This is a genomic window from Bradyrhizobium sp. CCBAU 53415 (assembly GCF_028128735.1).
GTDB lineage: Bacteria > Pseudomonadota > Alphaproteobacteria > Rhizobiales > Xanthobacteraceae > Bradyrhizobium.
On the sequence record NZ_LBJF01000022.1, the window covers coordinates 1 to 12298 of the forward strand.

Sequence of the window (12298 nt, forward strand, 5' to 3'; positions counted from 1 at the left end):
CGCGCCCGCAGCCGGAACCCCGGCTGCGTCACCGCAGGCTGGTGCCCCGGCCCGGCCGCCGGCGCCTCCCGCTGGCGCCGCGGCGCCGACCGTGGTGCCTGGCACGCCGGCCGCAGCACCGCCCCCCGACAGGGCACAATACAAACCGCCAACGGTCGCACCGGCCTTCCGCACCGCGCCCACGGTCGCAGCCCCGCTGCCGCCGCCGCCGCGTCCGCCGCAGCGTGACCTGACGCCGCTCGCGATCGGAGCCGGCGTGGTGGCCGGAGCCGTGATCGGCGCCACCATCGCCGACCTCCACAACCAGCGGCGCGAAACCGTCGAAGGCGGACGCACCATCTATACCGAGCCGGACCGCATCATCATCCGCGATCCGGGCGGACAGGCCTACGTCCGCGGCAATGACCTCTATCGCTTCCGCTATGGCGCCCGTGACATCCGGACCGATACGGTCGGCAGCGAAACCCGCACGGTTGTGATCCGTCCCGACGGCAGCGAGGTGATCACGGTGGTCGGCGCCGATGGCCGGCTGCTCAGGCGCATCCGCAGGGATCCGCGCGGGCAGGAGATCGTCATCATCGACAACAGCTACCGCGATCCGCGCGCGGTCGGCGGCTTCTATGTCGACGTGCCGCCGCCGGTCGTGAGCATTCCCTATGATCGCTACATCGTCAGCGCTGAGGACGCGTCGCCGGACGTGATCTACGCGACCATGCAGGCACCGCCGGTGCAGCGGATCGATCGGCGCTACTCGCTCGACGAGATTCGCTACAGCCCCAATGTCCGCATGCAGATGCCGAGCATCGACGTCAACACGATCAACTTCGAGACGGGATCGTGGACCATCCCGCCGGACCAGGCGGCCCGGCTGCAGGTGATCGCCGACGGCCTCAACCAGGCGATCCAGCGCAATCCGCGCGAAGTGTTCCTGATCGAGGGACACACCGACGCGGTCGGCAACGAGGTCGACAATCTGTCGCTGTCGGACCGCCGCGCACAGTCAGCGGCCGAATTGCTGACGCAGCAGTTCGGCGTGCCCGCGGAAAACCTGACGTCGCAGGGCTATGGCGAGCAGTACCTGAAGGAGCAGACGCAAGGGCCGAGCTTGATCAACCGGCGCGTCACCGTCCGCCGCATCACGCCACTGCTCAACGGCGGCACGGCGTCGCTGCCACCGCCCCCGCCCGGCACTGCGCCGCCGCGCTGAGGCGAAGCACAAACGCAAATGGCCGGGAGCAATCCCGGCCATTTCATTTGCATCAGACAGTCAACGCTTCCGGCGGCAGGCAGGCGTCGCAAACGGCGGCAACATGCCAGTGATCGGTGCCGCAACAGCCGCCGAGAATCCGCATGCCGGGGAACGTGCGCCTGAGCGAAAGGTACCGGCGGCCGAGATCGACGGGATCGCCGCTGTCGAGAGCCTCCGATTCGTCAAGCTCGGCATGACTCTTGATCGACGCATTGGCCCTGATGCCGTGGATGCGCCGGACCCAGGCCTCGCCGGCCGCGAGCGCACTCTCGAAATGAGTCGGGTGCGCGCAGTTGATCAGGAAATATTCGCAAGCACGGTCCGTTGCGTCGTCGACCGCTTCGATCGCTTCGCGCAGCGACTCTCCCCTGACGAGGCGGCCATCTGTCTCGACCGTGAAAGAGATCGCGACCGGAATTTTCCGCCTCTTGGCCGCACGCGCCACGCCAACGGCCTCGTTGATGCTGTTCAGCGTGAACGCAGTCACCATGTCGGCGCCAGCCTCGGCGAAGGCCGCGATCTGAGGCGCGTGGTAGGCTTCCGCCTCTGCCGCATCCATGTTGCCGGCCTTGTAACCATCGCCTCGCGGACCGATCGCGCCATTGATGACGCAGGGCATGCCGGGGGACTCCCAGTCGCCGCGCAATTCGTCGAGGAAGCGGATGGCACGCTTGTTGACGGCATCGAGCCCGGGCGCGTCGTAGCCGAGCTTGGCACCCCAATCCGGGTTGGCGCGCCAGGTCGGAGTGTCGAGCACGAAGCCGAGCCCGTGCTGCCGCGCGATGCGGAGATAAGCTTCGTAGTACCGCTTCAGATGCGCTCGGCCGTCCGCGCTGTCGAGCAGCACGAATGCCGCGAAGTGGGGCAGCTCCAGCCCCTCGTGAAAGATCAGGGTGGTCTCCATGCCGCCGTCGGTCAGGAAAATGCCGCCGCCGTGCTGCGGCAGACCATGTCGGTATCTGGCCATCGATCGCTCCATCATTTGGACGGGCTCGCTCTCTTCATTCGGTCGCGCCATGCCCGTGTTCGGTCTCGGCATTTGGTGCCGCATAATGTCGCGTCGCTCTAGAAGCCCCGTGGTGCGGCTGAACTTCCACCCGCAAGCGAAGACAAATCAAAGACTTGCATGATCCATTCGGAGTGGTCGCTGGCTGCGGGCGGCAAATTCCGCACCGTTGGTACGGTTTTGGAGTCATCGATGGGAAAGGGCGAAGCGACGCGCGAGCGCATTCTCGAGATCGCGGAAGCGGCGGTGCTCGCAAAGGGCTTCGGAGCGACCTCGATCGACGAGGTCATCGCCGAGGCCGGACTGACCAAGAGCGGATTCTTCTATCACTTCAGGGACAAGAACGCGCTCGCGCGGGAGATGCTGCGCCGCTATGTGGAGACGAACGATCGCCTGTTCGAGGAGATCTTCCAGCGAGGGCGTGAGCTCTCGGACGACCCGCTGCAGTCGTTCTTGATCTCGCTGAAGCTGCTCGCCGAAGTGATGGCCGACCTGCCGAACGGCCATCCCGGCTGCCTGATCGCCAGTATCTGTTATCAGGAGCGCTTGTTCGACCGCGAGGTCCGCGACCTGACCGCGCAATCGGTCCGGGCCTGGAATGCGCACTTCCGCGCGATCCTCGACGGCATCGCCGCAGTCTATCCGCCCCGCGAGCCGGTCGACCTCGACGATCTCGCGGAGATGATCTCGTGCGTGGTGGACGGCGCGATCATCATGTCGAAGACGCTCAACGACCCGAAGCGGCTGGAGCGGCAAATCCTGCTGTTCCGCAGCTGCGTGAAGCTGGTCTTCACGCCGCCGCCTTCCTCGTGAAGCGATGCGTCATTGCTGCGCAGCCAATCCCAATGCGTCGACCATCACACGGAACACTTCCGTGTTGTCCATCGAGCCGTGCACGCGCTCGCTGCCCGGACCGGCCGCGGTCAGGATGACGTCCTCGCCCGAATGCACGCTGGCGCCGATCATCGCCGACAGATTGCCGGGGCGCAGCACCGCGCCCGGGACGTCCTTGTATTTGTCGTTGGCCTTGAAGGTCCCGTCGGCGCCGGCCTTGACGGTCGGCTCGTTGGGATTGTCCAGCTTCGGACGGAACGTCTCGTAGTGATCCGGCAGACTGGCCGAGAAGATGGCCAGCCGGCGGCTCACGTCGATGCGTGCCGGATAGCCTTCCGCGTCGGGAGCCGGATAATTGGGAAATCCAGCCCGATCGTAGACGCCGACGCGCTCGCGCAAGGGAACGTTGGGCGTGGTGGCCATGTCGTCATTCACCGTGCCGACGAGGCTGTTGGGATGATTGTGGTCCGCCACCACCAGGATGAGGGTGTCGTCACCACGCGCCCGCGCCCATTCACGCGTCTGGCGCACTGCGTTGTCGAGCATGATCGTGTCGTAGACGGCGCGCTCCATGTCGAGGGCATGCGCATATTTGTCGATCAGTCCGGACTCGACCATCAGGAAGAAGCCGGCATCGTTCTTCGAGAGGATGTTCAGCGCTGCCCATACCTGCTCGGTCAGATCAGGCTGCTCAGGGAATTTCTTGACGCCGCCACCCTTCAGGAATCTGCGGTCGAGCACACCGTCCATGTTGCCGGTGGCGAACAGGCCGAGCAGCTTGGTCGTCTCCTGTTTTGCGGCAGACGCGCTGAGCTCGCTCGCGGTGGTCGCGACCTGATAGCCTGCATCGCGAAACTTCGCAATGTAGTCAGTCTCGTCCCTGCGTTTCGAGCCCGCAGCCGATTTCGGCAGAAGATTTGCGCTGCCGCCGCCCATCAGGACATCCGGCTTCGCCGCGAAGAGCTGCTCGACGATCCCGTCATAGGCGGCGCGCCGGCGGGTGTGCGCGACCATCGCCGCCGGCGTCGCGTCCTCGATCTCGGTATTGGTGACGATGCCGATCGCCATGCCGTGCCGCCGCCTGGCGAGACTGGTGATGGTTTCGACCCGGGGATCGTCGAACGGGCTCGCGGTGCGGTCCGCATAGACGCCGAGCGCGTTGACGGCGCTCTTGTGGCCGGTCGCATAGGCGCTGGCCGAGTTCGCGGAATCCGTGATGATCGAATCCGTGCCGGCGGTTGCCACCAGCGCCATGTGGGGCATGTCGTCGATGGCGAGCTTGCCGCGGCTCTTGCCCTCCGAAATCCCCTTGGACAGGATTCGGGCTGCGACCCGATGCGCCGGCGACATGCCGTCACCGATGAACAGGATGACGTTCTTCACCTTGCGCGGGCCGGTGTCGTAGACCGTCCATGTGACGTTGCGCTGGCGCGTGCCATCGCTCACGTCCACGGCAACGCTGCCCGGCGCGGTCAGCGCGACGTCGCGCAGGATCAGGGCCGACTGCTCCTTGCCGTCCTCGCGCTCGATGAAGGTCCCAGCACGGCCGAACGCGGTCGCATAATCCGCGCCGTTCACCGTCACCTTCAACTTGGCGGGATCGACCGGCCCGGGAAGCTCGACCTTGAAGTCGAATGTGGCTCCCGCCAGGATCTCGGCACGATCGATCGGATAGATCGTCTGCGCCGACGATGATGACGCCCAACAGAGGACGATGAGAGAGGCGAGTGCCGATCCCCTGACCATGCTCGATGCTCCGCAATCCGGTTTCCAACAGGAACAGGAAGCGTAGCGATCGAGAATGACATCGTCATTAAGCTCGTAACCCGGATGAGCAAGCGCGATTCGGGCCGGGGAAGGCCTCAGCCCTTGTCGCTCTCCAGGCGGAAGATCTGCGAGCCCTCGCTGCCCGACAACAGGCCGGTCTTGGAATAGAGGCCGAGCTTGGTGCGGGTATCGGCGATGTCGAGGTTGCGCATGGTGAGCTGGCCGATGCGGTCGGCCGGCGTGAAGGCGGCGTCCTCGACCTTCTCCATGCTGAGCCGCTCCGGCGCATAGGTGAGATTGGGGCTTTCGGTGTTGAGGATCGAATAGTCGTTGCCGCGGCGCAGCTCGAGCGTGACCTCGCCGGTGACGGCGCGCGCGACCCAGCGCTGCGCGGTCTCGCGCAGCATCAGGGCCTGCGAGTCGAACCAGCGGCCTTGATAGAGCAGGCGGCCGAGGCGCATGCCGCTGATGCGGTATTGCTCGATGGTGTCCTCGTTGTGGATGCCGGTGACCAGGCGCTCATAGGCGATGTGCAGGAGCGCCATGCCAGGCGCTTCATAGATGCCGCGGCTCTTGGCCTCGATGATGCGATTCTCGATCTGGTCGCTCATGCCGAGGCCATGACGGCCGCCGATCGCGTTGGCTTCGAGAAACAGCGCGACGGGATCGGAGAAGGTCTGGCCGTTCAGCGCGGTCGGCTGGCCCTCCTCGAAACGGACCACCACCTTCTCGGCTTTCACCGCGCAATCGTCGCGCCAGAACGGCACGCCCATGATCGGGTTGACGATCTTGATCCCGCTGTCGAGGCTCTCGAGATCCTTGGCTTCGTGCGTGGCGCCGAGCAGGTTGCTGTCGGTCGAATACGCCTTCTCGGCGCTCATCTTGTAGGCAAAGCCCTGGGCGGTCATGAACGCCGACATCTCGGCGCGACCGCCGAGCTCGTCGATGAACTGCTGGTCGAGCCAGGGCTTGTAGATCTTCAGGCCGGGATTGGTGAGCAGGCCGTAGCGGTAGAAGCGCTCGATGTCGTTGCCCTTGAAGGTCGAGCCATCGCCCCAGATGTTGACGCCGTCTTCCTTCATGGCGGCAACCAGCATCGTGCCGGTGACGGCGCGCCCCAGAGGCGTGGTGTTGAAATAGGTGATGCCGCCGGTCGAAATGTGGAAGGCGCCGGACTGGATCGCGGCGATGCCCTCGTGGACCAGCTGCGTGCGGCAATCGACGAGCCGAGCCTTTTCAGCGCCGAACTCCATCGCCTTGCGCGGGATCTCGTTGTAGTCGGCTTCATCCGGCTGGCCGAGATTGGCGGTGTAGGCGTAGCAGCGCGCGCCCTTCTGCTTCATCCAGAGCAGCGCGGCAGAAGTATCGAGGCCGCCCGAAAAAGCGATGCCGACTTTCTCACCCTTGGGCAGGCTTTTCAGGATCGTGGTCATGGCGCGTCCAATCGGTCTCAAATAGCTGATGTTGTTTGTGGCTCGGGCGGCGAATATCAAATTTCGCGAGGCTGAGCACGCATTTAATGGCTCAAACCGAGGGCTCGGGACCGGTCTTGCGGCCGAACAGGCGCTGGCGGAGCCGGTAGGCGGGCATGTTCAGCCGGGTCAGGGCGGCATCGACCGCCTCGTCCGAAAACCGCGTCCGTGGCCACCGGTAGATCAGCGCGTAGGCGAACCAGATCACGACGAAGGTGACGAGGCCCGCGATGGAAACGTCGGTGAAGAAGTGGCCCCCGAAGGCCATGCGCAGCCCGCTGGTCACGGCGCCGAACACCACGGCGGCAGCATAGGCGAGTGGGCGCCATGCCGGCGGCGCCAGCGCGGCCGGCGCGAGCGTCCAAAATGCCGTCGCCCCTTCCCCGGAGAAGAACGAGCAGTTGCGCCCGCAGCCGCCGCGCGGATCCCACCACGGCACGAATTGCTGATCGCCGGCAAACTCGGTCACCACCACCGGACGCGGCCGGCCCCAATAAGTCTTGAACGTCAGGTTGGTCAAAATGCCGGCCGACATGGTCAGCGTCACCAGCAGGAAGATGACCGTGCGCCCCGGCACCATCAGCGGCCGGTCGGGCCGGACCATCTTGACCACCAGCGCGACGAGCGAGGGCAGCGCGAACGCCCAGGCGATCCACATCGCCGCATCGCGCGCAAAGCCGGCCCAGCCGTTCAGCTTGAGCGGGAATGTCTTGGTCGCGGGATCGAAGAACAGCGCAGCGAGCTTGAGATCGAGCTCGGGATAGAGGCCGAAGACGACGCCGATCACGAGCCACAGCGCCAGGGCGACAAAGAGTCCAGTCCGGTTCATGGCGCGCGGTTTAGCGGAGTGGGACGGGGATGAAAACCCCAACCGGCGGTGCCCATCCTCCCCTGGAGGGGGAGGATCGATCGCGCGAAGCGCGAGCGAGGTGGGGTGAAGCCACACAAATGGTCTCTCGTCCGTCGCAACCCTGAGCCACACGCACCGCTATCGAGGATAGTCTGTCACCCCACCCCGGATCGCATCGATGATGCGATCCGACCCTCCCCCTCCAGAGGAGGGTAAGAAACTCACCTGGCATCCGGCCGCGAATTCGACGGCAGCGGCGGCGGCGGTTTCCGCGGGGGTGGCGGATTGCGCCAGGCGCCGGCGTTGCGGCCGGCGATCAGCCAGTAGACGACGCCGGCGACGATGCCCGCACCGGTCATGATTTCCAGGTGACGCCGCACGATACCTTCGAACTGCAGCGTGTCGGAGTGGAAGGGAACGAGGCCGAGATAGCAGGCCAGTCCGACGAGGCCGCCGCCGGCGGCGTAAGCGAGCGCACTGCGGATGTAGAGCGCTTCGGTGATCGCGACGATCACCGCCGCCGGCACCAGCGCGAAGCCCGAAACGAAGATGAAACCGAAGCCGAGCACGATATCGATCGTGCCTTGATCGACGGGACCGGCGCCGAGATCGGCGAATTCCGGAAACAGCAGCGCGATGACGATAATCATCCCGCCGACGAAGCAGGCGGCGAGGAAGCCGATGAAGATGACGATGAGGCGGCCGATCAGGGACATGGGATAAGCAGGTTGCTGATCAACGGCGTCGCGACGCCCACAACCGTCATGCCCGGGCGTAGCCGTCCGAAGGACGGCGTCGCTTCCGCTCGCCTATGCCCGGGCATCCACGGCTCTCGTGCTCGCGGCTCGACGTGGATGGCCGGGTCAAGCCCGGCCATGACGCGCGTGGAGTCCGTACGCATCGTCAATCCGTCATCGCCATGGCGCGGAGCGCCTGACGCTCGCGTGCGCTGAGCTTTTCGGTTTCAGACTTGAGCTGGCCGCAGGCGGCGAGGATGTCGCGGCCGCGCGGGGTGCGCACCGGGGAGGAATAGCCGGCGTTGAAGATATATTCGGAGAATTTCTCGATCTGGTCCCAGTCCGAGCATTCATAGGCCGTGCCGGGCCAGGGATTGAACGGGATCAGATTGATCTTGGCGGGAATGCCCTTGAGCATCTTCACCAGCAGCTTGGCATCGTCGAGCGAATCGTTGACGCCCTTGAGCATCACATATTCGAAGGTGATGCGGCGGGCGTTCGAGGCGCCGGGATAGTCGCGGCAGGCCTGCAGCAGCTCCTTGATCGGATATTTGCGGTTCAGCGGCACCAGCTCGTTGCGCAATTCGTCACGCACCGCATGCAACGAGATCGCGAGCATGACGCCGATCTCCTCGCCCGCGCGCACGATGTTCGGTACCACGCCCGAGGTCGACAGCGTGATGCGGCGGCGGGAAATGCCGATGCCCTCGTTGTCGCCAACGATGAGCAGCGCATCGCGCACCGCGTCGAAATTGTAGAGCGGCTCGCCCATGCCCATCATCACAATGTTGGTGACGCGGCGCGTGCCGTCCTCGCGGTCGGCCCAATCGGCGAGACGGTCGCGCGCGACCATGACCTGGCCGACGATCTCGCCGGCGGTGAGGTTGCGCACGAGGCGCTGCGTGCCGGTGTGGCAGAAGGCGCAGTTCAGCGTGCAGCCGACCTGCGAGGAGACGCAGAGCGTGCCGCGATCGGTCTCGGGGATGTAGACGCATTCGACTTCATGCGCCTTCTCGACATTGTCGCCGCTCGGCAGGCGCAGCAGCCATTTGCGGGTGCCGTCGTTGGAGATCTGCTCGGCCACGACTTCGGGACGGTCGACGGTAAAGTGCTGCGCGAGCTCGGCGCGAATGCCCTTCGAGATCGAGGTCATGTCGTCGAAGCTTTGGGCGCCACGGAAATAGAGCCAATGCCATAGCTGCTGCACGCGCATCTTGCGCTGTGCCGGCGCGACATCGATCTCGCCGAGGCGGTCGGCAAGCTCGGCGCGTGACAGGCCGATCAGCGACGGCTTCGCCGGCGGCACATAGGTTTCGAGCGGAGTCTTCTCCACCAGGATTGCGTTGTGCGGCTGGGTCGACGGTTGCATTGATGAGCCTGATGGTTTGGTCGTTCCGAGGCAGCTCGAAGAGCTGAACCCGGAACCTCGAGATTCCGGGTCTGGTCCTTCGGCCCATCCCGGAATGACGGAAGAAAATCTGGAACACGCTCTATATAGCAACCGGAACTGCCGATTGCGACCTTGTCGCCGGCAGTCTTAACGCCGGCAGTCCTGCGCGATCTTGTCCAACGCCTGGGACAGGCCCTTCAGCGAAAACGTGTCGGTCGTCTCCGTGCCCTTGGCCGAGACGCCCTTGACCACGAGATCCGCGGATTTTCGCATGGCTTCGACCATCCGCTCCTCCTCGGCCGCGTTCTTGATCCAGAGGCCGTCACCCTGCGTGTACATCGCGAAGGAGGCGCCGCCGACTTCGACGGTCGATTCCGAGCCCGGCTTCAGCGCGTAGCCGATCATCACCGAAACTTCGTTGTTGACCTTCTCCGCCGGCCGGGTCGAGACGAACGCATAGGCGGGATCGCGCGGCCGATTCGGCGGATTGGTCTTCGACGATGAAGGCTTGGCCAGTGCGAAGCAGACCTTCTTGCCGTTGGGCGTCGCCGAATAGGCGCCCCAGGTGCCGAACTGGCCGATCAGGGTCGGCTCGGCACCGCCCGCAACCGCCGCGGGCGAGGCTGCCGGCTTGCTCTCGGGCTTTGCAGCCGACTTCGCAGTCGTATGGGCCGATGGCGCGGCCGGCTTTGGTGTCGCCTCTTTTGGAGCAGACTTGTGCGCCGGTTGCGCCCGCGCGGAATCGGCGATTCCCCCGGCCATGACGCCAGTCATCAAAGCTAAAATCAGCACCCGCCACATGCCGCAGTGGTTCCCTCAATATTGTGACTGGAAGATGGCCCGACCGCGCGTTGTCCCCGGGCAGGGATAGCCGGGAAAGTCCAATTTGGGAAGGCAGTTAGCGGCAGCCGCGGCGGCTAGGCCTTGGATCGCGCGGCGCGTTGCTCGGCCCACTGCGTCTCGGTCCAGCCGAGCAAATCCTCGGCGCCGGAACTGCGCAAATGCGCGCCACCGTCGATCACCACCATCTCGCCATTGATGTAACCGGCGCGGTCCGAGACCAGGAAGCTGGCGAGATCGGCAAGCTCGCTGTGCTCGCCGGTGCGTCCGAGCGGGTTGCGCGCGGTCCAACTTTCGTCGCGGCCTTCGGGACGTAGCTGCCCGGATGCGCCGGCGGTCGGAAACGGACCCGGCGCGATCGCGACGGTGCGGATGCCCTTCGGGCCCCACTCCACCGCAAGGCTCCTGGTCATCGCCAGCAGGGCGGACTTCGCCATCGCCGACGGAACCGTGAAGGCGCGGCCTGTGATGGTGGAGGTCGATAGAATCGACAGCACGACGCCGCCACGCCTGCCATCGATCCAGCGTTTGCCGGCGGCGAGCGTGCAGTACATCGCACCATGCAGCGTCGGCGCCAGGATCGCATCCGCGGCACGGAAGGAGAGCTGCTCGCTCCGTGCGATGAAGGTCGCGGCAGCATTGTTGACGAGGACATCGAGTGGCGCTTCGCGCCAGATCTCATTCATCATGCCATCCACGGCGGCGCCCTCGCGAATGTCGCAAGCGATGGTCGTGACCTTGCCGCCAGTCTGTGCGCGCATCTCGCTCGCGGCAGCTTCCAGCCGATCGGGCTTGCGGCCGCAGATCACGAGTTCGGCGCCGAGCGCGAGGAAGCGACGGCCCATCGCGGCGCCGAGGCCCGAGCCGCCGCCGGTGACGAGGATGCGCTTGCTCTCGAGCAGGCTTGTTTCAAACATCGTTTGAATCCTCCATCCTCTTCTTGCTCCGTCATTGCGAGACTATTTCCGCGAGACGGACTCTGGATTGCTTCGCTTCGCCCGCAATGACGAGGATAGGCCGGAGCCTAGCCTCAGACAAAGAATCCCGATTGTCGGGCCGCGCCAAATCCGGCAGAAACGGCCAAACTATAATTCCACTCGAAACACCCCAAGGTGCCGCCATGAAAGCCATCCTCTGCTCGCAATATTGCCAGCCCGACGATCTCGTGCTGGCCGAGGTGCCGGATCCGGTGGCAGGTCCCGGCGAGGCCGTGATCGCGATCAAGGCGGCGGCGCTGAACTTCTTCGATCTCCTGATGATCCAGGGCAAGTACCAGATCAAGCCGCCGTTCCCGTTCTCGCCGGCGGCGGAAGTCGCGGGCGTGATCGAGAGCATCGGCCCTGACGTCACCGACCTGAAGGTCGGCGACCGCGTGGTGGCATCCTGTGGCCACAACGGCGCACGCGAGAAGATCGCGCTGCCTGCGGCGTCGATCGTGAAAATCCCCGACGATCTCGACTACGACCGCGCTGCCGGCATCATAATCATCTACGGCACCGCGCTGCATGCGCTGGAGGATCGCGCCAGCCCGAAACCCGGCGAGACGATCGCGGTGCTCGGCGCGGCCGGCGGCACGGGCCTTGCGGCCTGCGAGCTCGGCAAGCTGATGGGCCTGAAGGTGATCGCCTGCGCCTCGTCGGACGAGAAGCTCGAATTCGCCAAAGCTCATGGCGCCGAGCTGACGCTGAACTACGCCAGGGAAGATCTGAAGGAAGGCTTGCGAAAACTCACCGGCGGCAAGGGCGTCGACATCATCTTCGATCCGGTTGGTGGTGCTTACGCCGAGCAGGCGCTGCGCTCGATCGCCTGGGAAGGCCGCTTCCTCGTCATCGGTTTTGCCGCCGGCGACATTCCAAAAATGCCGTTGAACCTCGCACTGCTGAAGGGCTGCGACATCCGCGGCGTGTTCTGGGGGGCCTGGACCCGACTCAACCCGGCCAAGAACCGCGCCAATCTCGAAAAGCTCGTGAAGTGGACCGCGGAAGGAAAGATTTCATCGCATGTCGACCGCACGTTCCCGCTGGCCCAGACAGCGGACGCGCTGAAGGTGCTCGCGGGACGCCAGGCCATGGGCAAGGTGATCCTGCATCCGTGAGGATGTGGGGCGTCGCTCAGCATCCACAACCGTCATCGCTCGCCAACCATCACCGGTA

11 protein-coding genes are annotated in these 12298 nt (G+C 65.1%); 3 read left to right on the plus strand and 8 right to left on the minus strand.

What is annotated here, in order from left to right; all coding sequences use genetic code 11:
• A partial coding sequence (locus XH87_RS14465) for an OmpA family protein (RefSeq protein WP_271587810.1) occupies window positions 1-1207 on the plus strand: 1207 nt, incomplete at its 5' end.
• Between the two features lie 52 nt (window positions 1208-1259).
• Here XH87_RS14465 and XH87_RS14470 read toward each other — a convergent pair.
• A complete protein-coding gene (locus tag XH87_RS14470) occupies window positions 1260-2216 on the minus strand; it encodes a homocysteine S-methyltransferase family protein (protein ID WP_271587811.1) in 957 nt (318 codons plus the stop codon).
• Between the two features lie 231 nt (window positions 2217-2447).
• Between XH87_RS14470 and XH87_RS14475 the strand changes: the two genes are divergently transcribed.
• A complete protein-coding gene (locus XH87_RS14475; RefSeq protein WP_271587812.1) occupies window positions 2448-3068 on the plus strand; it encodes a TetR/AcrR family transcriptional regulator in 621 nt (206 codons plus the stop codon).
• 9 nt (window positions 3069-3077) lie between these two features.
• Here the strand turns inward: XH87_RS14475 and XH87_RS14480 are convergent, their stop codons facing one another.
• The 7 genes from XH87_RS14480 to XH87_RS14510 all read right to left on the minus strand — a co-directional run bounded on the left by XH87_RS14480 (window position 3078) and on the right by XH87_RS14510 (window position 11062).
• Window positions 3078-4835, minus strand: coding sequence for an alkaline phosphatase (locus XH87_RS14480; RefSeq protein ID WP_271587813.1), 1758 nt, complete (start codon window positions 4833-4835; stop codon window positions 3078-3080).
• Window positions 4836-4951: 116 nt separating this feature from the next.
• Window positions 4952-6289: an argininosuccinate synthase gene (gene argG, locus XH87_RS14485; RefSeq protein ID WP_271587814.1), complete on the minus strand. Its 1338-nt coding sequence runs from the start codon at window positions 6287-6289 to the stop codon at window positions 4952-4954.
• A 91-nt stretch (window positions 6290-6380) separates the two neighbouring features.
• Window positions 6381-7157, minus strand: coding sequence for a phosphatase PAP2 family protein (locus XH87_RS14490; RefSeq protein ID WP_035703034.1), 777 nt, complete (start codon window positions 7155-7157; stop codon window positions 6381-6383).
• Window positions 7158-7399: 242 nt separating this feature from the next.
• Window positions 7400-7894: a hypothetical protein gene (locus XH87_RS14495; RefSeq protein ID WP_271587815.1), complete on the minus strand. Its 495-nt coding sequence runs from the start codon at window positions 7892-7894 to the stop codon at window positions 7400-7402.
• Window positions 7895-8081: 187 nt separating this feature from the next.
• Window positions 8082-9284, minus strand: a complete 1203-nt coding sequence (gene rlmN / locus XH87_RS14500; RefSeq protein ID WP_271587816.1) for a 23S rRNA (adenine(2503)-C(2))-methyltransferase RlmN — start codon at window positions 9282-9284, stop codon at window positions 8082-8084.
• Window positions 9285-9452: 168 nt separating this feature from the next.
• Complete coding sequence (locus XH87_RS14505; RefSeq protein WP_271587817.1) at window positions 9453-10106, minus strand: invasion associated locus B family protein; 654 nt, start codon at window positions 10104-10106, stop codon at window positions 9453-9455.
• Between the two features lie 116 nt (window positions 10107-10222).
• Window positions 10223-11062 (minus strand): SDR family oxidoreductase, encoded by an 840-nt coding sequence (locus XH87_RS14510; RefSeq protein WP_271587818.1) that lies wholly within the window; start codon window positions 11060-11062, stop codon window positions 10223-10225.
• Between the two features lie 203 nt (window positions 11063-11265).
• On the opposite strand from XH87_RS14510, the gene XH87_RS14515 reads away from it, so the two are divergent.
• Entirely contained in the window at window positions 11266-12240 is a 975-nt protein-coding gene (locus XH87_RS14515; RefSeq protein ID WP_271587819.1) for an NADPH:quinone oxidoreductase family protein, read from the plus strand.
• Window positions 12241-12298 lie beyond the last annotated feature (58 nt).